Here is a 23,407-nt window from a genome sequence, read left to right on the forward strand (position 1 = left end):
AACTATTTATTTTCCAAAAACCCAATCTTTACCATGGCAGTGGAAGTTGTGAGACTTGATGACAACGGGAGGGTTTACCTACCCGCCAGCATCCGGAGGAGGCTCCGCTCCAGAGAGTTCTACATTGAGGAAAAGGACGGCAGGATAATTCTGATCCCCGTCAGGGAGAAGCTGATGAAATACCGGGGAATTTTCCGGGGGGAAAACCTCACCGGTGAAGAAATCGACGAAATAACCGAGAAAGAAACTGAAAAGCTCCTGAGGGGAGAGCTGTGAGGGTTTACATTGACGTTAACGTGATCTACTACCATCTCACCGACAACCCGGAGTTCGCGGACAGAGCAACAGAACTGCTGGAAGAACATTATGGGTCAATGATAACCTCATCGCTGACCGTCTGGCAGCTTTACGTGCTCCTCAGAAGGCTGAACAAGAAGAGAAGTTTCAACCTCATGGAAATACTTCCGGAACTGGGGATTCGAGTCGTGTCCCTAACGCCGGAAATTCTCGTGGAAGCGGAGAGGGTTGAGAATCTGGACTTTGACGACGCGATTCACTACGCTACGATGAAAAACCACGGAATAAGGGTTATCCTCTCAAACGACAGGGATTTTGACAAAATTGAGGAAATAGAGAGGGTCTTTTAGCTCTGGCTCTCCTTCTCCTCCGGGAACTTCGAGGTCTCCTCGTTGGCCCTCATTATCTTGGCCCTGTACTCTTCGTACTTTTTCCTTGCCTCTTCTGCCTTCTCCTTTTCCCCAAGGTAATCGTAGGCCTCGGCGACATGCTTCCACCACATCGGGTCAGCCTCTGCCTCCTTCAGGCAGTATTCCAGGAACTTCTGGTAAGCCTCGCGAGCCAGCTCCTCCTTTCCGAGCTTTCTCGCTATGTTGCCGACGTCCTCCCAGAATACACCCTCTTCCTGGGCTTCCTTCTGGTAGTACTCCAAAGCCCTCTCCCATGCTTCCCTGGCCTTCTCCTCATTTCCTAGCTCCTCGTAGAGCTTCGCCACGTCCTCCCAGAACCACGGTTCCTCCTCGGCGTACCTCTCAAGAGCCTTGGCTGCGCGCTCCATGTTGCCTGCCTTTTTCCAGTACTCGTGGGCCTCCTTGAGGTAGTAGGTGTCCTTCTCCTTCTCGTACAGCCCTTCGTATATCTCGGCAGCCCTCTCGTACTTCTCGGCCTTCTCGTAGGCCCAGGCGGCACTCTCCATCCAGCCGAGCTTCTCGTACATCTCCGCCGCCTTCAGGTAGTTGCCGGCCTTCTCGTACTTTCTGGCGGCCTGCTTGTACTTTCCGGCCCTTTCGAGGCTTTCTGGACTCTTGAAGCGGTCGACCAGTCCAAGGTCGGGCTCGCTGATGTACCAGATGCCGAAGGCTACTATTGCGATGAAGAATACTATTATCCCAGTAACGACGTTTAACCTCTGCCACGTGGCGCTCAGGTACAGGCCGTAGCCGCTTATCGCGGTGAATATCGCGAGTATTGCCCCGTACTTCCAGCTCTCCGCGTAGAGAGTAAGCCCCGTGAAGAAGAGCAGCATTAGCGTGACTCCAAGGAAGCCGAGGGTGAGTATCACCTGGAGCAACAGCTTCCAGCCGCCGTACCAGACTATCCCGGCCGCTATTCCCAGAACGATGAGAACGAACGCTATCAGGTATGCTTTGAGCCTGTCCATCCTTTCACCCCCTCAATTTCGAGCAGGAAGACCTTCTCCTCAAGCCGTGGAGTGTAGTAACCGATGCCATCGCGAGCCACAACCCTGTGGCAGGGGACGACTATCGGGTACGGATTTCTCCTCATGGCACCGCCGATGGCCCTTGGTGAGGTCTTGAGAGCCTCGGCAAGGCTACCGTAGGTTATAACGCTCCCTCTTTTAACGTTTTTCGTGAGCCATTCGTAAACCCGTCTCTCAAAAGGTGTAACACCCTCGAAGGACAGCATCGGAAGGAGCTCCCCGTTGTCGAGCTCTCCGGTGATCACCTCCATCACAAGCGAGGGGTACTCGCTCTGTTTTCTTGCTGTATCAACGCTAACGCCTCTCCTCCTCAGAAAGCCCGTGAGGCGCTCGATGTTCCTCTCAAACTGCTCCTTCTCCAGGGAGAACGTTATCCCCTGGATTTTCTCGTCGGAGAAGACCCCAATCCACACCGTCCTACCGGCTATCTTAAACCTCTCGACGCTCAGCATTACGGCATTCCTCCAGCTCCATAGAGGCTTTCCTCAGGGGCCCGATGAGGGTGTGAACCTCCCTCCCGTACAGGACTGCCCTGCCAACGAAACGCCTGAAAATCTTGACGAAGACCTCCCTTCTCTCGGCGTCTTTGGGATAGTTGAGAACCCCTAACAGTTTCTCCCAGGCCTTCACCAGCTCTTCTTTTTCCCTACTCGTGGCGGGCTCAAGGGAGTGGACTTTCGCTTCTGGCTTCCTCTTTGCCAGCTCGTAGAGGATAACCGCCACCGCCTGTGAGAGGTTCATGACTGGGTACGCCTCGCTGGTTGGAATCGTTACGGTGAAGTCGAGTCTCTCCAGCTCCTCGTTTTTCAGGCCGATGCTCTCCCTGCCGAAGAACAGGCCGACCCTCCCCGGGTAGCCCCTCAGGGTTTCGGTCAGCTCCCACGGATAGAGCGGGGTTCGGTGCGGAATGAATGTCCTTCCGGGCTTTCCCGTCGTTCCGACGGTGAGGTCAAAGAGTTCCAGCGCCTCCTCAAAGCTCTCCAATATCAGCGCGTCTTCAAGAACATCCACCGCGTGGACGGCGTAGCCGTAGCTCTCCTTGGTTATGTTCGGATTGACGAGGACTAACCTTGAGAACCCGAAGTTTTTCATGGTTCTCGCTACCATACCTATGTTCGCCGGCCCCTCCGGCTCAACGAGAACAACGCTTATCATCGATAGGGCTTTAAGGGTGGGGCTTTAAACGCTTGCGGTGGTGGGATGAAGGTTTACGTACTCGGTGCGGGAAGCATAGGTTCCCTCTTCGGGGCCTTGCTCGCGAGGGCCGGCAACGACGTAACGCTCATCGGGCGGGAGGAGCAGGTGAGGGCCGTAAACGAGAACGGGCTTCACGTCTCGGGCTTCGAGGAGTTCACGGTTTACCCTGAGGCAAGCCTCTACGCGCCTGACGAGCCTCCCCAGCTTCTGATCCTGGCCACAAAGTCATATTCGACGAAAACCGCCCTCGAATGTGCCCGCAACTGCATCGGGCCCGACACATGGATCCTCAGCATCCAGAACGGTCTGGGCAATGAGGAACTGGCTTTGAAGGTCACCCCCAACGTTATGGGTGGGATAACCACGAACGGGGCAATGCTGGTCGAGTGGGGGCACGTGAGGTGGACAGGAAAGGGAATTACCGTAATCGGCAGGTATCCGAGCGGAAACGACCCCTTCGTCGGGAAGGTCGCCGAGGTTTTCAATGTCTCCGGCCTGGAAACCCACGTCACGGAAAACGTGAACGGCTGGAAGTGGGCGAAAGCTATAGTGAATTCTGTCATCAACGGCCTGGGGACGGTTCTTGAAGTCAAAAACGGGGCTTTGAAGGATGACCCCCACCTTGAGGCTATATCTATAGAAATAGCGAGGGAGGGCTGCATCGTCGCCCAGCAGCTCGGCGTCCAGTTTGAGATGCACCCCCTTGAGCTCCTCTGGGACACCATCGAACGCACGCGGGAGAACTACAACTCGACGCTCCAGGACATAAGGAGGGGGAAGAGGACGGAGGTCGACTACATACACGGAAAGATAGTCGAGTACGCCCACTCGATAGGCCTTGAGGCTCCGAGGAACGAACTACTCTGGGCACTCATCAAGGCGAAGGAAAATCTAAATAAACCGGGCGGTTGAACTTAAACCCGGGGGATTGAAGATGCCCATATTTGGTGGTAAGGAGAGCAACGTCTTTGAGGCTATTGAAAACCACCTTGCGGTCGTGGACGAGACCCTTGTGGCGTTCAGGGAGCTCATGAGGGTGTACCTTGAGGGCGACCTTGAGAAGGCAAAGGCCTTTGAGCGGGAGGTTGACCAGCTCGAAAGCAAGGCCGACAGGCTGAGGAGGGACATAGAGACCATGCTGTACGAGGGCGCTTTTCTGCCCGCAAACAGGGGTGACTACGTAAGGCTCAGCGAGCTCATAGACCAGGTCGCCGATGCGGCTGAGAGTGCGGCACACACCCTGATCCTTGCAAAGCCAAAGGTGCCTGTGGAGCTCAAAGACGAGATTATGGAGCTTGTGGACTCATCGATCAGGAGCTATACGGTTCTGGTTGAGGCGGTGAAGGCATTAAACCGCGACGTTGACAGGGCCATAGAGCTGGCAAAGGCTGTTGAGGACTCTGAAGAAGAAGCAGATGACGTTGAGTATGACGTGAAGGGGAAGGTTTTTGAGAGCGAGACCGTCACAACCTATGCCAAGATTATCTGGAACCAGATACTGACCAAGATAGGCGACATAGCAGACCGTGCGGAGGACGCTTCCGACCAGGTCATGCTCATGGCAATAAAGAGAAGGGGATGAGGTGATGGACATGGTGAAGGTTCTCGTTGCGGCACCGCTCCACGAAAAGGCTATCGAGGTCTTAAAGAACGTCGGTTTTGAGGTCCTTTACGAGGAGTATCCCGATGAGGAGAGGCTCATCGGGCTCGTCGGAGACGTTGATGCCATTATCGTCAGGAGCAAGCCAAAAGTGACGAGGAAGGTCATCGAGGCCGCTCCAAAGCTCAAGGTCATCGGAAGGGCCGGCGTCGGCCTCGACAATATTGACCTTGAGGCGGCAAAGGAGAGGGGCATTAAGGTTGTCAACAGCCCTAGTGCCTCAAGCAGAAGCGTCGCAGAGCTCGTCCTTGCCCTGATGTTCAACGTCGCCAGGAAGGTGGCCTTCGCTGACCGGAAGATGAGGGAAGGCGTCTGGGCGAAAAAACAAGCCATGGGGATCGAGCTTGAGGGCAAGACCCTTGGAATAGTCGGCTTCGGCAGGATAGGCTACCAGATAGCCAAGATAGCCAAAGCCCTCGGCATGAACGTTCTCCTCTACGACCCGTACCCGAACGAAGAGCGCGCGAAGGAAGTCGGTGGGAAGTTCGTCGACCTTGAGACCCTCCTGAGGGAGAGCGACGTGGTTACTCTCCACGTCCCGCTAATCGATGCCACATACCACCTCATCAACGAGGAGAGGCTCAGGCTCATGAAGCCGACCGCGATACTTATCAACGCGGCTAGGGGGGCTGTGGTTGACACCAACGCGCTAGTCAAGGCCCTTCAGGAGGGCTGGATCGCTGGAGCTGGCCTCGACGTCTTCGAGGAGGAGCCCCTCCCGAAGGACCACCCGCTCACGAAGCTCGATAACGTGGTTCTAACCCCCCACATCGGTGCATCGACCGTCGAGGCCCAGATGAGGGCCGGCGTTCAGGTGGCGGAGCAGATAGTTGAGATTCTGAAGGGCTGATGCCCGTTCTTCCTTTTTAGTTCATCTTCGACTTCTCTCAAATCTTTACCATCATACTGGTGAAGTTCGCTGGAAAAGTTTACCGGTATGGTGGTACAGTTTTAGCACAAAGTTTGCAGGTATGGTGGTGCGGTTCCGCTGAAATGTGTGCCAGTATGGTGGGACAGTTTAATGCCAAAGTTTACCAATATTGTGGTAAACCGTCCGGGATTTTGTGCAATGTTTAAGTTAAAACTTTTTAACTACGGCCTCAATCTTCAACAGGTGGATGCCAATTGATTGAGGCTATCGTCGAGGCGATAAGGCTGGCCGTTACGAGGATTCCTGACGACGTTGTTTTGGCTCTCAGAAAGGCCTACGCCGAGGAGGAGAACGAGACAGCGCGCTTCAACCTCGGAAACATAATCAAGGCAATAGACCTCGGCTTCGCCGACCGGGTTCCCGTCTGCCAGGACACGGGCACGGTAACCTTCTTCGTTGAGGCCGGCGTTGGGAGTCCTTTTCTCGGCGAGGTTAGGGGCTGGCTCATCGAGGCGACGAGGAGGGCAACTGAGGAAATACCCCTCAGGCCCAACGCCGTTGACGTCCTCACCGGAAGGAACTCCGGCGACAACACTGGAGAAGGGATTCCCATAATTCACTGGGAGCCCGTTCCGGGGGACAGAATAAGGATAGCTGTTCTTCCAAAAGGTGGCGGAAGTGAGAACTGCTCTGCTTTAGCGATGCTGACCCCTGCCGAGGGCTGGAAAGGCCTAACGCGCTTCGTAGTCGAGCACGTCAAGGCCTGCGGTGGAAAGCCGTGCCCGCCGGTCATCCTGGGCATAGGGGTTGGTGGAAGTGCAGATTACGCCCTGCTCCTGGCCAAAAAGGCCCTGCTGAGGAAGGTGGGCGAGAGGAACCCGAATGGTAGGATAGCGAAAATCGAGGAGGAACTTCTGACGGCAGTGAACAGCACAGGAATCGGCCCCATGGGGATGGGGGGAAAGACCACCGCTCTGGACGTCAAGATAGAGGTCGCCCACAGGCATCCGGCGAGCTTTCCGGTAGGACTGGTCGTTCAGTGCTGGGCCAACAGGAGGGCGTTCATCGAGATAAAGCCCGACGGGAGGGTGGACGTGTGGCAGTGAGGCTGAGGACTCCACTGAGTGAGGAGGACGTTTTGAAGCTCAAGGCTGGGGACATCGTTCACCTCTCCGGGATAATCTACACCGCCAGGGACTCGGCACACAGGAAGATCCTTGAGCTGGCAGAGAGGGGAGAACTTCCCTTCGACCTCAACGGGGCCGTTATCTATCACTGCGGGCCGGTGGTGAGGAAAACATCCAATGGTTATGAGATACTCTCCGCCGGACCGACGACGAGCGCGAGGATGAACCGCTATTTGGACGAAATCCTCTCCCTCGGCGTCCGCGGGATAATAGGGAAGGGCGGCATGGATGTCGGGCCATTCAAAGACCGCGCCGTTTACTTCTCCTTCACCGGGGGAGCCGGCTCACTCGCGGCCAAGAGCGTAAAGCGCGTCGTTGACGTCCTCTGGCTGGAGGAGCTGGGGATTCCGGAGGCGGTGTGGGTTCTTGAGGTTGAGGATTTTCCGGTGCTCGTGGCCATAGATTCTCGTGGGAACTCGCTCTATCGCTAAACTTCGTCCTTCAGCCCCATCGGCTCCTCCCGGAAGAGCCTCCCGTCCATTTCCCTGAGCTTTGGGCTCACGATGGGCTCGAACTCCATTTTTGCGATTACGTCCCTCTCGACGTCTATTCCCGGCGCATGTTCCTCAAGCACGAGGCCCCTCCGGGTAAGCCTGAATACTGCCCTTTCGGTTATGTAAACGACCTCCTGCCCTCTCTCCAGGCCGAGAGGAGCATTGTAGACGACCTTATAGGCCTCCTTCACGAACTTTTTGATGTTTCCATCCCTCACTATCTCAAGCCTTCCGTTGGCCACCTTTAGCTCCTTCTTTCCTGCTGTGAAGTGCCCCGCGAAGAACATCCGCGGTGAGCCGTATGATATCACAGGGAATCCGCCCGGGCCGGGAAGCCTTCCCGGGAGGAGCGACGGGTTCACGTTGCCCCTCGCGTCCACCTGCATGAAGCCCAGGCTGGCCGCGTCTATGACGCCGCCCTCATAGTTGGCGAACTGGTCCGGCTGAGAGATTATCGCAAAGGGCCCTATGGATGCCCCGAAGTCCGGGCCGCCGAGGGCTATTCCGCCGAAGGGCCCGGATTCAACGGTGGTAAACACCCACTCTGAAATACCCTCCTCTATGGCAACCCCGGCCACTCTGTCAGGGATTCCTATGCCGAGGTTGACCAGGACGGGCCTTTTGAGCCTTTTGACGAGCTGAATCATTTCCAAGAGGATCCTTCGCGCTATGACCTTCTTGGTGTTCAGCTCCATGGTTCCGCCAGCGCTCAGCGGAGGTATGACCTCTCCCGAGATCCTGGGGTCGTAGGTGATGTTGGCGCTCTGTCTGTGGTATTCCTGGGGAGAAACGACCACGTAGTCAACGAGCGGGCCTGGAACCCTAACGTTCTGCGGATTGAGAGACGGATACCTTGCTATTCTCTCCACCTGGGCTATGACGATGCCTTTTTCCGGCTCGGCCTTTGCCGCTTGAGCCAGGTTGAGTATCTCCGTGAAGGCGCCCTCCTTTTCGGTTGTGATGTTTCCAATCTCATCCGCGGTCGTGCCCCTGATGAGGGCCACGTTTGGCTTCGGGGCACGGTAGAACAGGTACTCCTCGCCGCCGATTTCAATGATCTCTATCCGGCATCGTTTTCTCTTCCTCGCCAGCTCGTTGAGGTAGCCTCCGTCCTCCCTCGGGTCGAGGAAGGTTCCGAGACCGACTTTTGTGAGGACGCCGGGCAGACCCCTCGAAACCTCCCTGAAGAACCACGAGGCGGTGCCTATCGACCACGTGTAGCCCTCTATCCTGTTCTCCTCTATGAGCTTCTGGATGTAGGGCGACCAGCCAGGATAGGTTACAAGCATTCCAGCTAAGAAATCCTGATCCTCGTCGCGGTAGAGCTCTTCGAGTATCTTGTCAAGCACCCTGCCCGGGGCGGTTGGGATGGGGTTTACCTCAAGGAAGAGCCCCTTCGGATGTCCGGTTTCCCTGTATCTCTCGAAGAGCTTGAGGAGAAGATACTCGGGCGCAACGAGCAGGTTGAAGCCCGAAACAGCTATGACAGCTTTATCGGGGACGGCCTCGACGGCAACCGTGGGTTCTACGACCTTCATAAATATACCCCCGCCGCGTATTGTTCAACCTACGGCGGCGGGGCTTATATGGCTACCGCCATCCGAGGGGCGCGATTTTCTCCAGGTAGAACTCTCTCCACCGCCTGAGATTCTCCTCCACTTCCTTCGGGCTGACCTGGGCCCTTGCAAGGCCCTCTCTGATGGCCTCTTCCGCAACTGCTCTGGCAACCTTCGGGTGAACCTCGGGATGGAACGGGGATGGGATTATCTCGTCTTCGCTGGGCTCTATGACGGAGGCCATCGCCTTTGATGCGGCGATTATCATGCCGTCTGTTATCGTTCTGGCCATCACGTCCAAGGCTCCCCTAAAAATCGCAGGAAATCCGAGAAGGTTGTTTATCTGGTTCGGGTAGTCGCTCCTTCCCGTTGCAACTATTCTTGCCCCGGCTTTCTTCGCTTCCTCCGGGAGTATCTCGGGAGTTGGGTTCGCCAGCGGAAAGACTATCGCATCGTCCGCCATGAGCCCTATCCATTCCGGCTTTATCACGCCGGGGCCCGGCTTCGTGAAGGAGATTAGAACGTCGGCACCTTTAACCGCCTCCCCAACGCTTTCGATTCCCTCGCCGTTCGTCTTGGAGAGGAGTTCGCCCCTGTATGGGAAGAGCTTTTCCAGAGGTAAGTCGGGCGTTAGGGCTCTCTGTCTCCCGTCAACCAGCTCGACGACGCGAACGTTTTCCGGTTTGACCCCTGCTTTGACGAGGAGCCTGAGGGTTGCGAAGCCCGCCGCCCCAGCCCCGAAGAGCGCAACACTTATCTCCCCCAGCCTCTTGCCGACTACCTTCAGGGCGTTCATCAAACCCGCCAAGACAACCGAAGCCGTCCCCTGCTGGTCGTCGTGGAAAACCGGGATGTCCAGCTCGTTGCGAAGTCTTTCGAGAATGTAGAAGCACTTTGGGGAGGCTATGTCCTCAAGGTTTATCCCTCCGAATGAGGGAAAAACTGCCTTGACGACCTCGATGAACCTCTCGGGGTCTCTCTCGGCCAGAACGAGTGGGAAAGCATCCACCCCACCGAATGCTTTGAAGAGGAGCGCCTTTCCCTCCATGACGGGGAGTGCCGCAGAGGGGCCTACATCGCCGAGGCCCAGCACCCGCGTTCCGTCGCTCACAACCGCGACCGTGTTGCACCTGTTGGTGTACTCGCAGGGGTCTTCTCCGTCTGCTATCCTCCTTGAAACCTCCGCCACACCCGGGGTGTAAGCTAGGCTGAGGGTCTCCTTGGTGAGGGGAACCTTTGGAATGACCTCTATCTTCCCGTTGCCGGGGAAGTTGTCCCGATGAAAGTTGAGAGCGTCCATCAGACCACCGGGTTTGATTGGCATGCGAAAGTTAAAAACCCTTCTTTTCCAGTGGAAATTGAACTCAAAAATGTGTATCACTCCCCGCGTTGAGACCAAAACTTTTTAAACCACCCCGCTTCCCATATAACCGGGTGTGGGCCGGTAGCTCAGCCTGGTATGAGCGCCGCCCTCGCAAGGCGGAGGCCGCGGGTTCAAATCCCGCCCGGTCCACCAGCAAAACTTTTTTACGCTCTATTTCTGAATACCCCTTTAGGTGGTGGGATGGTAGGCATTGAACTCTTTTCGGAGCCGGAGGTGGATGAACTGCTCCGCGTTTTTAGGGATGTCTCTAAAATTCCTCCCGCTGAAGTTCTTTCTTACCTCATTGAGCTTTCTGAGGCAGTTCTTGGGCTTTACATCCTGATGAGGGATTCCCTGCCAAAGGACTATGGCAGGATAAAGTTCTCCCGATTCGTTGAGAAAAAGAGGAAACAGGTTGAGGGCATACGTTCAATTATGATGGAGATGTATCCAGGAGCAAGAATTCGAGGCCATGACATCTCCCTGAAATTTGACGTTGAGACCGTTCAGGATTACTCCAAAGTACTTGAAGATGCAATTCAGCTTGAGTCCCTTAGCCTCAGGGTACTCAGGCATCTCGTTGAGTCCTCCGACAACAAGATTCTTCTCAACGATATTGCCCAAGACATTGAGGACAACATCAGGGAGCTTCAAAGGGAGCTGGATAGGCTCAGAAAGTTTGAGAGTAAGGCCAGGTTCTCCGAGTTTGTTAAGGAGCTGGTTGGTGATAGGGATGGATGAATTTGAGCTCCTCAAGAGCCTCGTTGCCATTGAGTCTTCCTTCGGAAAAGAGGAGGAAATCTCGCGCTTTATAGCGTCTTTCCTTGAGGAGCGGGGCTTCAAAGTTGAGACCCTCCCAGTTGATGGCTTCGGCGAGGACGTGATAGCGTACCTCCCCGGACGGAAGACGACTGTTGTTCTGAACGGCCACATGGATACAGTAAACCCTTCCCCCGGATGGACGCGCAACCCTTGGGGCGAGCTCGACGGCGACCGCTTTTATGGCCTCGGCAGTGCCGACATGAAGGGTGGACTGGCTGCGCTGATGAGCGCTTTCATTGAGCTTGCCGAGCTTCCCAAACGCGAGAGGCCAGGGATAATATTCACCGCCGTCAGTGACGAGGAGGGCTATTCCCGTGGAACCTGGGAGCTCATAAAGAGCGGGAAGCTGGACGCGGCAGACCTTGTGCTTGTTGCCGAACCGACTAATGAGAGGCTTATGCTGGGTGCGAGGGGGAGGTTTGTTGTCCGGGTGGAGGTCCTCGGCAGAAAGGCCCACGCCGCCAGACCGCACCTCGGAATCAACGCCATCGAGGAGCTGGGGAGGTTTCTGGGGAATCTTGACAGGATTCGCTTTAGACGCCACAGACGGCTGGGTGCGGGTTCGTACTGCACGCTCCATATCGAAGGCTCCGCCGACGGTCTCAGCGTCCCCGATAGGGCTACCGCCATAGTTGACCGCCACATTGTACCCGGAGAGGACTGGGAGAGGGTTAAGGCCGAGCTCCTTGGACTCGCCGAGAGGCTGAAGCTCAGGGCGGAGCTGAGGATCGAGAAGTTCGAGAGGCCGACGCCGGACATGCTCCCCTACGTCGTCAGAGAAAACAGCAGGTTCGCGGGAGCGTTCAGGAGAGTTCACGCTGCGCTCTTCGGAAGGGAGCCCGAGGTAACCTACGGGAAGAGCGTGGGCGATTTCAACTACTTTGGAACCTATCTGGGCAAGCCGACCCTTGTCTACGGTCCGGTAGGCGGGAACTGGCATTCCTCGGATGAATGGGTCAGCATCGAATCTGTGATGAGGGTGAAGAGGGTTTACGTCGAGTTCCTCAAGAGTTTGGCGTAGCCTCAGGGAGCCGGTTGTCCTCACCTTTCAGGGCAGGGAGTTCTCATCATCGGCAGTGCAGAGTTCGGGTGTTTCCTAAAATCTTTTTGTTGGGGCTCCGTGGAAAGGGGCCCCTATATGAGATAAAAATAGAAGCGGGGGTTCACAGCTTCTTACCAACCGCGGCACCCACGAGGAAAGCCCCGAGGGCTATCAGGATTATTGCCGTCTCGGGAACTCTTCCACCGCCTTCCCCGGGGGTTGGGGTTGTGGTTTCGGTTGCCGATGGCGTGGGGATGACTATCTGGGGTATGTCCGTTGCGGTGGTGTTCGTTTGAATCGTTGTCTGGCTGGGCTTGCTGAGGAACAGGTTCGCGGTTTCCCTGGCGTACTGGTAGAATATCATTGCCGTCTGGAGATCCTCCATGCTGCCGTTCTCCTCGGCGCTCTGCTCGTAGCTCTCCGCGAACTCATAGTATGCTATGGCCAAGACGGGAGTTATGCCCTGGTTCTGGGCCATCGCTATGGCCACTTTGGCACTTTCCTTCATTCCCGCCAGCTTGTCCTTGAGAACCGTTTGGTTGTCTATTCCCAGTGTGTCGAGAAAGACCTGCGCCCTCACGCGCGCCTCCATCGCCGTGAAGAGCGCCGCGGAGTACTTGCCGTCCTCGTAGTACTGCTCCGCCTGCTGAATTCCCTGGCTCAGGTCGCCCCCAACGGTGCCGTACATCGACTCTATGTAGGTCACTATGAGGTTGGACTCGTCTATGTAGTCCCTGGCAGTTGTCTTCACGACGTCCCTGCTTATCACGTCGCCGCTCGCAAACCTCTCACCGAGGCTGGCCCAGAAAATGGCTGTCTTCGCCCTCTCGTAGGCATAGGCGGCTTCACCTATTGCATCCCAGTAGTCGCCGTTGTAGTAGTACTTCCATGCGCTCTGGAGGAGCGCCTTTGCCTGCTCGACCCTCTCCTCCGCGGCGGCAACCGCTTGGAGCATCGTCGTGCCCCTGATGGTGATGTTCGAGACCCTGCTCTCGGAGGTGTTTATCTGCGAACCCGTCGTTTTTAGAATCCTCTGAACGTCATCTCCAGACTTCACGCCCAGGTACCAGTCCACGTGCCTTATGATGATCCTAGCCTGGAAGTCCTTGCTCAGGGTCGTGTAGTACATTCCTCCTTCGAGGCTCTTCTTGGACTGATTGAGTATGGCGTTTGCCTCGTTCAGCGCCTCCATCAGGGTCGTGTAGGTGGCGTAGTCAACGTCGCTCTTTTTGAGCTTCTCCAGCGTTGACTGGTAGTAGGCGGTGGTGTTGTCGTAGTCCCTGAGGGCATCGTCCTTCAGGAAAGACGTGTCTATCTTGATATACGCAGGGGCCTCCGGGCGTGGTATCCTGTGTCCTGTGAAGTAGTAAACGGCATCGTAAATGTCCTTAATCTCAACAACCGTCAGTCCCCAGCGCTCCTTGGCGTAGTCAACGACGTCAACTTTCTTCGTCTGGGTGTTTATCTCGACTATGCCGCCAATCTCCTTCTTCTGGGTCTCCTGAACGTACTGGATGCGCTGTCCCTGGGGAATCAAAAACAGCTCGGCCCCAACGTCGTGGGCCGCGGAGGCCTTCTCAAGTATTCCACCCACCGGCCCTATGGTTCCGTCTGGGTTTATCATCCCGGTCATCATGACCTTGGGGTTGACCTTCCACCCCTCGAGGGCCGCGATTATTCCAACGGTCATGGTTCCTCCCGCGGAGGGGCCTCCTATAATTGGAGAATCGGCCTTGATCTGAATGAACACGTCGTACTTGCTCATATCAACCCCGAGGACTTTGCCCGCTATCTGGGCGGCCAATCTGGCACTCGCCTGCATATCCACTTCAGCTAGAGGCCACGTCTCGACGTAGACGTGACCTGTTCCCGGTGCGACTGTGATAACAAAGTCTGTGGCGACACCTATGAGCTGGCCGTCGGCGGTTCTTGAAACCGCGGGCGCCTTGAGAACGACGGTGTGCCCCTCGCTCGGACACTCTGCTGCGGCAAATGACGCGAATGGCAGCAGAAGCATGAGTATCAGCAGCGGTACTAGTGCCTTTTTCATTTTTCTCACCCCGATTTTAGCTCGCCGGGCTTTAATAAAGCGTTTATGGTTCAACCCTCTAAAACGAACCGGCAAAAAGCTTAAATCATCTCCTTATCTTCCCAGTCTGGGGATGACAATGGACGTATTCAGCAGGCTTATCGCCAGGAAGTTCAGGAACATTGCCGGCGGAAGATACGAGGAGATAGCGAAGCGCTACCGCGAGTTCCTTCTCCTACCCGAGGAGTTCGTTTTACCGGAAATACACTCGATTCTCATGCCTGTGGACAGGTTCTCTGGAAACATACCCGAGGAACTCTACGAAATACTGAGCGCTTACCCCGGTGCATCGGTTACCGTTGTTTACATCTCCGAGAAGAGGACTCTCCTGCTGATAGAGCAGACCCTCGGCAGGGATGAGGCTGAAAAACTCAAAAGGGCCAAGATGGAATTCGCCGAACGGGTTGCCGCTGAGATAGCCTCAAGGCTTGAAATGCATGGGCTTCGGGTCAGGCACAGACAGTTCATAGGCAGCAAAAGCGATGACGTTGTAAAGATGATGGAGGGGGAAGAGTTTGACCTGCTTGTTATTTCGAGGAGCTACGGCTCCGAAGTTACGAAGATATCCCCAATAAGCCCTCTGGTCCTTAAGATAGTCCAGCACGTGGACAAGCCAACGATAGTGTATTAGGGTGGTCTCGATGACTCCGAATGGACAAGTAGCAGTGGCTGTTGCAGTGTTCATCTTTATCTACGCCCTGATAATCAGTGAAAGGGTTCACAGGACTGTTGCTGCCCTGTTTGGGGCATCAATAGTGCTCTTTATGGGGGTCGTCCCCTGGGAGAAAATGCCAGAGTATCTTGACCTCGGCACGCTCCTCCTGCTTATCGGAATGATGATGATAGTCAACACGGCCAAGGAAAGCGGCCTCTTCGAGTTCATAGCGATAAAAACGGCGAAGTTTGCCAAGGGCAGTCCCATGAAGGTTCTCATACTGTTCTCCATAGTGACAGCCCTTGTAAGCTCCGTTCTCGACAACGTTACAACCGTCCTTCTCCTGACGCCGATGCTCCTCTATATAACCCGCCTAATGGACGTTAACCCGATTCCTTACCTGCTGGCCGAGATATTCGCATCCAACATCGGCGGAACGGCAACGCTGATAGGTGACCCCCCCAACATAATGATAGGCTCGGCGGCTGGACTGAGCTTCACCGAGTTCCTCCTGAACATGGGGCCCATAGCGGCCATAGACCTCCTCATAACCCTCGGTATAATATACCTTGTCTACCGGGACGCCATGAGGATAACCCCCGCGAAGATGGAGAGGATTCAGTCGACCATCCAGATGCTCAGGGAGGACGAGGCCATAAGGGACCGCTCCCTCTTCCGGAAGTCTGTCATCGTGATACTGGCCGTTGTGTTGCTGTTCTTCATTCACGACAGGCTTGGAATACACCCCGCCGTCGTGGCCCTCAGCGGCGCTTCGGTTCTCCTGCTATGGAGCAGGATGGAGCCCACGGAAGTCCTCGAAAAGATTGAGTGGACTGCCATATTCTTCTTCATGGGGCTCTTCATAGTCGTTGGTTCGCTCGTTGAGACCGGGGTCATAGACGACGTTGCGCGCTGGCTTCTTGGCTACGTCCACACGACGGGACAGGCCATAGTGATGGTCACGTGGTTCTCGGCCATAGCTTCGGCCATAGTGGACAACATACCCCTGACTGCGGCAATGATACCTCTGATAAAATCCATGAGCGTCTCCATGGACGTCTATCCCCTCTGGTGGGCGCTGTCCCTCGGGGCCTGTCTCGGTGGAAACGGCACCGCGATAGGTGCGAGCGCCAACATCGTCGTTCTGGGTATTGCCGCCAGGGAGAGGCTCAACATAACCTTCATGGACTTCCTTAAGATAGGCCTTGTAATAATGCTGAGCACGGTCGGCGTGGGCATGGTTCTGATTTGGATAAGGTACATAGGGGTGTGATCTATGAGGATACTCGTGCTCGTTGATGGTTCGAAGTGGAGCCAGAAGGCAGCCCTGCACGCGATAGCCATAGCGAAGAGGAGGGGAGGTAAGCTCACGCTCTTCTCAGTATTGGATAGGAGGGAGGCCAAGGCTCTCGCCTTCAACATGGGGATACTGAGCCAGGATTTGAAAAATGTTCAGAAGTTCGAGGAGGAGATATGGAGGGAGATGAAAACCAGTATAAAGGACATAATGACGAACCTCCTTGAGGTCTGCCACCAGGAGGGTGTGAACTGTTCGATAAGGATCGTGGAGGGCTCGGCCAAGGACACCATACTTGAGGAGGCCAACTCCGGAAAGTACGGGCTTGTCGTCATGGGGGCCTACGGGAGGAGTGGAAAAACGAGGATAGGAAGCCTTCTGGAGGAGGTCGTTGGCTCGATAGAGCCTCCGGTGATGGTGGTTCGCTAGCGCTTCCAAAGTGCCAGAACAAAGAGAACTAAGACTATGACCTCCAGTGTGCCGACGGCTATGCTCACGTCTTTTTCTATCCACGCCGCCAGATGCAGGGTCTCTATGACCTTCTTTATTGCCAGCAGGAGGAACGCGGCTATCAGGTAGAGTGCCGCGCGGAGATGGCTCTTCTTATAAGCTATTAACGAGATCCCCGCAAGGGCCAGTGCGAGGATCAGTGCCGTGACTGTAAGTATGGTTTCGATCATTCCTCATCACCCACGCTGGTGAGCAGATCTATCAGGTTGTCGGCCAGCTTCTCCCAGAGGCTCGGCCGGTAGTCCTTTATGACGCGCGCTATTATTCCCGGGTCGTATGAGAGGGTGTATACCACGCTCTTCCCCTCCTTCCTGGCCTCGATGATGCCGAGCTTCAGGAGCTCTCCCATGTGGTAGCTCACGGTAGGCTGGCTGAGCCTTAGCCTTTTGGCTATCTCGCTCTGGGTTAGGGGGCCTTCCATGAGGAGCAGGAGGATTCTCCTCCGGGTTTCGGTCGAGATTGCTATGATGAGCTTCTGGCACTCCCTTTCAAAGCCCGCAGGGAATATGTAGCGCCTCTTTCCGAGCTTCCTTGAAAACACCTTCTTTTCCTTCTCCAGCCGGTAGAGGTGGTACTGCAGGTCACCTATGCCTATTCCGAGCTCCCTTGCCAGCTCCCTGAAGGTTATCCCCGGTTTGCTCTGGATGTACTGGAGTATTTCATTACGCCTCTCCATACCCAACACTTAAACGCTTGTGGTTCATTCCTCTATGGGAACCCATATAAACGCTATCCCTTTTATGTCCATCGGTGGGAGGATGGAGGATCTATTAAGAACCGCCGAGGAGCTCGCGGGACGTTACGGTATATTATATTATGAAATACGTGTAACACGAGTTACCGCATCACACCTCACGATGCAGAACGGCCAGCTGGAAGAGCTGGGGGTGAACACCGAGGTGGGCATAGGGGTCAGGGCCTTCAACGGGGCGTGGGGATTTTCGAGCGCCAACGATATGAGCCGGGCCAGGGATGCCATAGAGACCGCCATGAAGATAGCGAAGCTTTCTAAGGGTGATTCGAGGATTTACCTCGGTGATCCTGTGAGGGATAGGGCGGAGATAAGGCCAAAAAGGAGCTTTCTGGATGTGGATATCGAGGACAAGCTCGCCCTCGTAAAGGAGATCGATTCGCTCCTCCGTGGAGATGGTATATCCAACAGGAGCGTTTACTACGGTGACGGCCTCAAGGAGAGCTTTTACTTCAACTCCCTCGGAAGCGAGATAGAGACGGTCGTCCCGAGGCTGAGGCTGAGCTTCTCCGTGACTGCCAGGGGGAACGGCGAGATGCAGAGCTACTGGAAAAGCTTCGGAGGAACGGCCGGCTGGGAGCTGGTCGAAAGGATGGACCTGAGCCGCTGGACTTCCTTCGTGAGGGAGAAAGCGATTTCACTTCTCCACGCCCAATCGCCCCCTTCCGGCGAGTTCGATATCATAATTGATCCCGAGCTTACCGGCGTCTTCATCCACGAGGCTTTGGGCCATGCCGTCGAGGCCGATTCCGTTAAGAACGGCGACAGCATCTTGGCTGGTAAGCTGGGTGAAAGAATAGCCGTCGAGGGGCTAACCGTCGTGGACGACCCAACGCTTCCGGGCAAGTTCGGCTCCTATGTTTACGATGACGAGGGGATAAAGGCCAAGAGGGTTGAGATAATAAAGAACGGCGTTCTGGTGAATTACCTCACCGACCGCGAGACGAGCGCTTTGCTCGGCCTCGAACCAAACGGTCACGGCAGGGCTCAGGGCTACAGCTATCAGCCCCTCGTGAGGATGAGCAACACCTACGTCGAGCCCGGAGACTGGAGCTTTGAGGAGATGGTCGAGGAGGTCAAGAACGGCCTCTACATGATAGGGGACAAGGGCGGCGAAGTTGACACGGCCAACGGCACCTTTACCTTCGGTGCCAAGGAGGGTTACATAATCGAGAACGGCGAAATTAAAGCCCAGGTGAGGGATGTGGCACTCTCGGGCGGGATCCTCGACGTCCTGAAGAACATCCGGGCCATAGGGAATGACCTCAGGATAGAGTTCCCGGGCTACTGCGGGAAGGGTCAGTGGGTTCCAGTGGATGACGGCGGGCCGCACGTTCTTACACGGGCCCTCGTGGGGGGATTGCGGTGATCGACGAGCTCATCGGCATACTCGAACGTGAGAACGTTGAGTGGGAGATTTACTGGGAGAAGGGACGGGGAGGTTCCTTCAGAATAGAGAGGGAGAGGCTTGAGCGCTCCCAGCGGAAGTTCCACTCCGGCATAGGCCTCCGCGTGGGCTATAATGGGAAGCTGGGCTTTTCCTACATAACCGGCCTTAACCACGAGCGGAAGACCCTTGAGGAGTTCGTGAAGAGAACCGTAAAGCTCGCCAGAGTTAGCGAGGTCCCCTTCAGTGGATTCCCGACCCCCTCCAGGGTGCCCCGCGTTGACGGGCTCTACGACGGGAGGATAGACGAGATTCCCTTTGAAGAGGCCCATTCCCTTGCCGGGGAGTTCGCTGCCAAGATGCGCGAGCTGAAAGATGACTCACTGACCCTCTCGGGTTCGATAGCCCTTGCGGTCAGCAATTACGGGATAGCGAACTCCAACGGAATTTTCTTTGAGGGAAGGGGCACCGGAATGAGCGTCTCTGCTTACGCCGTGAAGAGGGGTGAGCGGACGGGCTCCGGTTCGTACTATCAGGCCTATCGGTCACTCCAGCCCGTTGAGGAGCTTGAGAATGCCATCAAAAGGTCAATTGAAGAGGCAGAGCTCAGCTATCGCGCCAGGAAGGCGGAGCCTTACTCGGGTGAGATTCTTCTTGAGCCCGAGGCATTCCGCGCCATCCTTGGAATCTTTCTTGAGAACCTCTTCGGCGACGGTGTTTACTACGGGAGGAGCCGCTTTTCCAAGCCGGGGGAGAACGTGGCTCCGGAGGGACTGGAGGTCATTGACGACGCAACGATACCTGCGGGTGTCGGGAGCTTCCCCTTTGACGGTGAAGGAAACCCCGGCGAGAGGACAGTTCTGGTGGAGGATGGCGTTATACGCTCGTTCCTTCTCGATGAGACTTACGCACGCTTTTTGAACATGGAGAGCACTGGAAACGCTGTCAGGGACTTCAGGACTATGCCCCATATCGGGACGAGCAACGTGGTGGTTGGGGCAGGAAGGGACAACCTGGAGGAGTTTGAGGGCGTAGTTGTTAAGAAGGTCTTCGGCGAGCACACTGCAAACCCGGTCAGCGGCGACTTCTCGCTGACCGTTGAGTTGGGCTACATTATCAAGGACGGAGATGTCATACCGTTCCGGGACAACATGCTCGTTGGAAACGCCTTCGGGTTCCTCCGCACTCTAAACGCAATAGGACGTAAAGTCTACAGAAAAGGCTCATTTTATTCGCCGAGGGTTCTTGGCATTGCCAAGCTCGTGTAAATTTCGATTTTCCTAGGTAAGCTTTTATAGTTACACGTCTTAAAAGCTACTTGGGTGCGTGTGTATGGCATACCGCGGGATTGACGTGATACTCTTCAATATCCGGCCCGGTGAGACTGTGCTCGTCGAGTACAGTTCGGTGTCCTCCCCGGAAATACTTCTGTACCTGATCTGCAGGGGGTGCACGAATGCCGGCCACCCGGTTCTCATCGATGACATCTCCGATACCTTCGCCGAATACGTGACCCGGCTTGAACTGATGGGGCTGGATACGGATGATTTAATGGAGATTCCTGTGATAAAGATAGGCGGTAGCAGGGAGTTTGGCAACGTCGTCGGAAGGGTGGAGGTGGACAAGTACTCCCTCGACTTCAAGTATTACGGCAAGATATACGACAAGGTCGTGCCTGAAAAGGTAGTGTGCAACCCGGTTCTCGGGATACACAAGCTCTTCGTGGCACTTGAGCGGCAGGACGTGATAAGGCTCGTCCGCAACATCTCGACTTTTGTCGGAAGGAAGAGTCGCTTTGCCCTCTACTTCATAAACCGCGACGTGCTGGAGAAAAGAACCCCGGAGCTCCTGCCCCTCCTTGAGGAGACCGCGAGTACCGTACTCCGGTGGGAAGCTGAGAGTGGTAACTACCGCCTGATGGCAATAAAGGCAGCCAGTGACGAGATACTCGGGGCGGTCGTTTCCCTGAACTTCAAGGATGTCAAGGGAACGTGAAGTTTTTAAGGCTACATTCTTATCACTCCTGGTGATATTGTGAGGTCAGTTCTGGTAACCCTTATCGTCCTGATGCTCTTGGTGCCTTTGGCGGAAGCTTACAGTGTTCCCGAGAGGGGCGTAGTCTATCAGGTGATGGTTGACCGATTCTACGATGGGAATCAGAGCAACAACGAGCCCTTCTACGACCCGACCCACACAAGCTACCGCCTCTACTGGGGAGGTGACCTGGAAGGCCTGACAGAAAAGCTCGACTACATAGCGAGCCTCGGCGTCTCCATGATATGGGTCTCTCCGCTCAACGACAACATAAACAAAATGGCACACGGCTCTGCCCCCTACCACGGCTACTGGACGCGCGACTACAAACGCATAGAGGAGCACTTCGGAACCTGGAAGGATTTCAGGGAGCTAGTGGAGGAAGCCAAGAAGAGGGGCATGTGCGTAATCGTTGACTACGTCCCCAACCACTCCAACCCTGCAATGGACGGCGAGTTTGGAGCTCTCTACGACAACGGCACGTTTGTAACGGACTACTACCGAGACACCAGGAACGCCAGTGTTAATCCCTACACGGGCATCAGGGAGGACATCTACCACCACAACGGCAACATTTTCACCTGGTCTGGAGTCCCCCTCAAGTACGCCAACCTCTTCGGCTTAGCTGACTTCAACCAGCTCAACCCGTGGGTCGATTCGTACCTCACCGAGGGGGCGATGCTCTTTGCCGATTCAGGTGCCTGCGGCTTCAGGATCGACGCCGTCAAGCACATGGAACTCGGCTGGCTGGAGGCCTTTTATCTGCGCCTCTACTCCAAAGGGCCACTCTTCATCTACGGGGAGTACTACTCGCTCTCTCCGGAAAGGAGCGACGACCTTCACGAGCTCTACCGCTACTCCAATGTCTCACCGGTCCTCAACATACCGATAAGGGAGGACATAGTGAGGACCTTCGGCTTCGTGGGAAGCCTTGAAACCCTCTCCAGAACGCTTGAGGATTACTACTCCCTTTTCGTCTATCCGAACAAACAGGTTAACTTCCTCGACAGCCACGACCTCGTCCGCTTCCTCAACGCGGCAAAGCGGGACGACGCGGTGGAGCGCTTCCACATGGCCCTGGCACTGACGATGACCCTACCCGGGATCCCGGTGATATACTACGGCGATGAGAGCTACCTGGTGAGCAAAGACGGAAAGGGCGACCCCTACAACCGGCCGATGATGGCCTTCAACAACACCACCGAGGCCGCCCATATAATCAGAACCTTAGCTGAGCTGAGAAAGACCAACGATGCTCTGGCCTTTGGAGACTTCAGAACGGTTTACGCCAACTACTCTGTATGGGCCTTTGAGAGAACCTTCGGAAGCCATAGACTCCTTGTGGTTATGAACAAGGGCTCGCCTGTGGGTCTGACCCTCAACCTCGGCTGGCCCGACGGAAAGTACCGCGACGCCCTCTACGGGGCCGAGATGAGCGTTTCGGATGGAAGGGCCTCCCTCGAACTCGGACGCAACGGCTTCTACGTCTTCCACATCGAAGGGGAGCAAAAAGAACCCCTCATAGGTTCGGTAACCCCTTACATTGCCCAGCCCGGTCAGAGAATCCTCATAGGTGGGGCCGGCTTCGGCTCCTCCGGAAGGGTCATCATCGGTGGCGTTGAGGCGAGGGTCCTCTCGTGGAATTCGACCGAGATACTCGTTGAGGTTCCCGAGGTGAAAAGTCAAAAAGCGTGGCTCGACGTCGTAGTCAAAACCGGGAGGAAGGCCAGCGAACCGGCAAAGCTGCGCTACTATTCGGGGAACGACATTCCGGTGCTGTTGGCTTTTAACGCGAGCCTTGTGAATGTGTCTTTTTCGGGAACCCTCTGGATCAGGGGCAACCTGTCGGAGCTGGCCGAGCCGAGGCCGCTCCTTAAATCATCGACGGGCTACTACTTCACCGTCGCCCCTCTCCCCAACGGAACGGCATTCTCGGCGGAGCTCTACACCGGCTCTCCGTGGGGGGAGCTTGAACCCCTCAACGTCACCCTCTACGGCTTCCTGAACTCCACGGTTGTTGTCCTTAGGGATGAGCCTTCCATCGTTGCAATGCCAACGACGACAGTCCAGAAACCCACCGGAGAGAACGCCCTCCCATACCTCCTCGTTGCCCTCCTGCTCGGGGCGGCTCTGATAATCTGGAAGAAAAGGGGTTAAATCTGTTCCAGTAGCTTCTTTCTCTTTTCCTCGTACTCTTCGGCGCTTATAATGCCCATGTCGTAGAGCTCCTTCAGCTTCTTGAGTTTCTCGATGGGGTCTTCCTTCTTCTCCAGCGCAGGGGGATGCTGAACCGTGGCTCCAGCCGAGACGACCCTGCTCACGAACTCCTTGGGCTTCTTCAGAACCCATGTCTCGTGGGTCAGGCCCTTCTTGACCTCTATCGTTACCGGCTCGACGGCTATCGCGTTGAGGGCGTCCTTTATGGAGTTTATCGCGTTTTTCGCCTGCTCCTTGTTCATCCAGCCGAGCTTGAGCCTTATGTTCTCCTCGCCCTTTATGAGGAACTCGGATGATATGACGCCCAGCTCAACGGTGACCTCCTCAAGCTTCTGATAGGGTATGGCCTTCATGTCGTACCTTCCGAGGACTTTCTCATCGATGTAGATTATTCTCCTGTCCGTTATTACCAGCCACTTCGGCTTTTCAAGGCTGACCTTTTTTCTGACGGTAAACAGAACCTTTTCATCCGGTTCTAAATGCCGGACAACGGCCTTTGGAAGGTTTGCACCCATGACTCTCACCGTATTATCCTCG

The 23,407-nt window shown here is 55.6% G+C and carries 25 protein-coding genes and 1 tRNA gene; 17 read left to right on the forward strand and 9 right to left on the reverse strand.

Features of this window, described 5'->3' with window-relative positions:
* The first annotated feature begins 33 nt into the window (after positions 1 to 33).
* Positions 34 to 276, forward strand: a complete 243-nt coding sequence (locus tag NUS69_RS10180; RefSeq protein WP_258083637.1) for an AbrB/MazE/SpoVT family DNA-binding domain-containing protein — start codon at positions 34 to 36, stop codon at positions 274 to 276.
* Positions 273 to 647 carry a type II toxin-antitoxin system VapC family toxin gene (locus tag NUS69_RS10185; RefSeq protein WP_258083638.1) on the forward strand — a complete coding sequence of 125 codons (375 nt, stop codon included), beginning with the start codon at positions 273 to 275 and terminating at the stop codon, positions 645 to 647. Before NUS69_RS10180 ends, NUS69_RS10185 begins: the two co-directional genes overlap by 4 nt.
* Here NUS69_RS10185 and NUS69_RS10190 read toward each other — a convergent pair.
* Genes NUS69_RS10190 through NUS69_RS10200 form a run of 3 tightly spaced genes read right to left on the reverse strand, consistent with a single transcriptional unit; the run spans position 644 to position 2,893 of the window.
* On the reverse strand, positions 644 to 1,678 hold the full coding sequence (locus NUS69_RS10190) for a tetratricopeptide repeat protein (protein WP_258083639.1): 1,035 nt from the start codon (positions 1,676 to 1,678) through the stop codon (positions 644 to 646). The two genes, NUS69_RS10185 and NUS69_RS10190, sit on opposite strands and share 4 nt — an antisense overlap.
* Entirely contained in the window at positions 1,654 to 2,190 is a 537-nt protein-coding gene (gene otg, locus NUS69_RS10195; RefSeq protein WP_258083640.1) for a methylated-DNA--protein-cysteine methyltransferase, read from the reverse strand. The genes NUS69_RS10190 and otg overlap by 25 nt, the downstream gene beginning before the upstream one ends.
* The gene (locus NUS69_RS10200) at positions 2,168 to 2,893 is read right to left on the reverse strand and encodes an RNA methyltransferase (RefSeq protein WP_258083641.1); all 726 of its coding nucleotides are present in this window, start codon (positions 2,891 to 2,893) and stop codon (positions 2,168 to 2,170) included. The genes otg and NUS69_RS10200 overlap by 23 nt, the downstream gene beginning before the upstream one ends.
* 45 nt (positions 2,894 to 2,938) lie before the next feature.
* Here NUS69_RS10200 and NUS69_RS10205 point away from each other — a divergent pair, with 45 nt between their 5' ends.
* The 5 genes from NUS69_RS10205 to NUS69_RS10225 all read left to right on the forward strand — a co-directional run bounded on the left by NUS69_RS10205 (position 2,939) and on the right by NUS69_RS10225 (position 7,084).
* Positions 2,939 to 3,847: a 2-dehydropantoate 2-reductase gene (locus NUS69_RS10205; RefSeq protein WP_258083642.1), complete on the forward strand. Its 909-nt coding sequence runs from the start codon at positions 2,939 to 2,941 to the stop codon at positions 3,845 to 3,847.
* A gap of 22 nt (positions 3,848 to 3,869) precedes the next feature.
* Positions 3,870 to 4,517, forward strand: coding sequence for a TIGR00153 family protein (locus NUS69_RS10210; RefSeq protein WP_258083643.1), 648 nt, complete (start codon positions 3,870 to 3,872; stop codon positions 4,515 to 4,517).
* Between the two features lie 13 nt (positions 4,518 to 4,530).
* Complete coding sequence (locus tag NUS69_RS10215; RefSeq protein ID WP_258085097.1) at positions 4,531 to 5,445, forward strand: hydroxyacid dehydrogenase; 915 nt, start codon at positions 4,531 to 4,533, stop codon at positions 5,443 to 5,445.
* Positions 5,446 to 5,720: 275 nt separating this feature from the next.
* Positions 5,721 to 6,572: a fumarate hydratase gene (locus NUS69_RS10220; RefSeq protein ID WP_258083644.1), complete on the forward strand. Its 852-nt coding sequence runs from the start codon at positions 5,721 to 5,723 to the stop codon at positions 6,570 to 6,572.
* Positions 6,563 to 7,084, forward strand: coding sequence for a FumA C-terminus/TtdB family hydratase beta subunit (locus NUS69_RS10225; protein WP_258083645.1), 522 nt, complete (start codon positions 6,563 to 6,565; stop codon positions 7,082 to 7,084). Before NUS69_RS10220 ends, NUS69_RS10225 begins: the two co-directional genes overlap by 10 nt.
* On the opposite strand, the gene NUS69_RS10230 is transcribed toward NUS69_RS10225, so the two are convergent.
* Positions 7,081 to 8,685 carry an acyl CoA:acetate/3-ketoacid CoA transferase gene (locus NUS69_RS10230; RefSeq protein WP_258083646.1) on the reverse strand — a complete coding sequence of 535 codons (1,605 nt, stop codon included), beginning with the start codon at positions 8,683 to 8,685 and terminating at the stop codon, positions 7,081 to 7,083. The two genes, NUS69_RS10225 and NUS69_RS10230, sit on opposite strands and share 4 nt — an antisense overlap.
* A 52-nt stretch (positions 8,686 to 8,737) precedes the next feature.
* Positions 8,738 to 10,003: an NAD(P)-dependent malic enzyme gene (locus NUS69_RS10235; RefSeq protein WP_258085098.1), complete on the reverse strand. Its 1,266-nt coding sequence runs from the start codon at positions 10,001 to 10,003 to the stop codon at positions 8,738 to 8,740.
* A gap of 138 nt (positions 10,004 to 10,141) precedes the next feature.
* Here NUS69_RS10235 and NUS69_RS10240 point away from each other — a divergent pair.
* The 3 genes from NUS69_RS10240 to NUS69_RS10250 all read left to right on the forward strand — a co-directional run bounded on the left by NUS69_RS10240 (position 10,142) and on the right by NUS69_RS10250 (position 11,909).
* Positions 10,142 to 10,219 (forward strand) — tRNA-Ala (locus NUS69_RS10240).
* A gap of 48 nt (positions 10,220 to 10,267) precedes the next feature.
* Positions 10,268 to 10,807 (forward strand): hypothetical protein, encoded by a 540-nt coding sequence (locus NUS69_RS10245; RefSeq protein ID WP_258083647.1) that lies wholly within the window; start codon positions 10,268 to 10,270, stop codon positions 10,805 to 10,807.
* Entirely contained in the window at positions 10,800 to 11,909 is a 1,110-nt protein-coding gene (locus NUS69_RS10250; RefSeq protein ID WP_258085099.1) for a M20 family metallopeptidase, read from the forward strand. Before NUS69_RS10245 ends, NUS69_RS10250 begins: the two co-directional genes overlap by 8 nt.
* Before the next feature lie 142 nt (positions 11,910 to 12,051).
* On the opposite strand, the gene NUS69_RS10255 is transcribed toward NUS69_RS10250, so the two are convergent.
* Positions 12,052 to 13,980 (reverse strand): S16 family serine protease, encoded by a 1,929-nt coding sequence (locus tag NUS69_RS10255; RefSeq protein ID WP_258083648.1) that lies wholly within the window; start codon positions 13,978 to 13,980, stop codon positions 12,052 to 12,054.
* A gap of 112 nt (positions 13,981 to 14,092) precedes the next feature.
* On the opposite strand from NUS69_RS10255, the gene NUS69_RS10260 reads away from it, so the two are divergent.
* The 3 genes from NUS69_RS10260 to NUS69_RS10270 are packed head-to-tail and all read left to right on the forward strand — an operon-like array spanning position 14,093 to position 16,400.
* Positions 14,093 to 14,650, forward strand: a complete 558-nt coding sequence (locus NUS69_RS10260; protein ID WP_308686510.1) for a universal stress protein — start codon at positions 14,093 to 14,095, stop codon at positions 14,648 to 14,650.
* Positions 14,651 to 14,660: 10 nt separating this feature from the next.
* Positions 14,661 to 15,947, forward strand: coding sequence for an ArsB/NhaD family transporter (locus tag NUS69_RS10265; RefSeq protein ID WP_258083649.1), 1,287 nt, complete (start codon positions 14,661 to 14,663; stop codon positions 15,945 to 15,947).
* A 3-nt stretch (positions 15,948 to 15,950) separates the two neighbouring features.
* Complete coding sequence (locus NUS69_RS10270; protein ID WP_258083650.1) at positions 15,951 to 16,400, forward strand: universal stress protein; 450 nt, start codon at positions 15,951 to 15,953, stop codon at positions 16,398 to 16,400.
* Here the strand turns inward: NUS69_RS10270 and NUS69_RS10275 are convergent.
* Positions 16,397 to 16,651, reverse strand: a complete 255-nt coding sequence (locus tag NUS69_RS10275) for a hypothetical protein (protein ID WP_258083651.1) — start codon at positions 16,649 to 16,651, stop codon at positions 16,397 to 16,399. The genes NUS69_RS10270 and NUS69_RS10275 overlap by 4 nt on opposite strands.
* On the reverse strand, positions 16,648 to 17,157 hold the full coding sequence (locus NUS69_RS10280; protein ID WP_258083652.1) for a winged helix-turn-helix transcriptional regulator: 510 nt from the start codon (positions 17,155 to 17,157) through the stop codon (positions 16,648 to 16,650). Before NUS69_RS10280 ends, NUS69_RS10275 begins: the two co-directional genes overlap by 4 nt.
* Positions 17,158 to 17,239: 82 nt before the next feature.
* Here NUS69_RS10280 and NUS69_RS10285 point away from each other — a divergent pair, with 82 nt between their 5' ends.
* The 4 genes from NUS69_RS10285 (at position 17,240) to NUS69_RS10300 (ending at position 22,810) form a co-directional block, all read left to right on the forward strand.
* Positions 17,240 to 18,601 carry a TldD/PmbA family protein gene (locus tag NUS69_RS10285; protein WP_258083653.1) on the forward strand — a complete coding sequence of 454 codons (1,362 nt, stop codon included), beginning with the start codon at positions 17,240 to 17,242 and terminating at the stop codon, positions 18,599 to 18,601.
* Positions 18,598 to 19,887 (forward strand): TldD/PmbA family protein, encoded by a 1,290-nt coding sequence (locus tag NUS69_RS10290; RefSeq protein ID WP_258083654.1) that lies wholly within the window; start codon positions 18,598 to 18,600, stop codon positions 19,885 to 19,887. Before NUS69_RS10285 ends, NUS69_RS10290 begins: the two co-directional genes overlap by 4 nt.
* Positions 19,888 to 19,951: 64 nt before the next feature.
* Positions 19,952 to 20,614, forward strand: a complete 663-nt coding sequence (locus NUS69_RS10295; protein WP_258083655.1) for a DUF257 domain-containing protein — start codon at positions 19,952 to 19,954, stop codon at positions 20,612 to 20,614.
* A 72-nt stretch (positions 20,615 to 20,686) separates the two neighbouring features.
* Positions 20,687 to 22,810, forward strand: a complete 2,124-nt coding sequence (locus NUS69_RS10300; protein WP_407704657.1) for an alpha-amylase family glycosyl hydrolase — start codon at positions 20,687 to 20,689, stop codon at positions 22,808 to 22,810.
* Here NUS69_RS10300 and NUS69_RS10305 read toward each other — a convergent pair.
* A complete protein-coding gene (locus NUS69_RS10305; RefSeq protein WP_258085100.1) occupies positions 22,807 to 23,385 on the reverse strand; it encodes a PH domain-containing protein in 579 nt (192 codons plus the stop codon). The two genes, NUS69_RS10300 and NUS69_RS10305, sit on opposite strands and share 4 nt — an antisense overlap.
* Positions 23,386 to 23,407: the final 22 nt, after the last annotated feature.

The sequence above is a fragment of the Thermococcus thermotolerans genome (assembly GCF_024707485.1).
Taxonomy (GTDB): Archaea; Methanobacteriota_B; Thermococci; order Thermococcales; family Thermococcaceae; genus Thermococcus; species Thermococcus thermotolerans.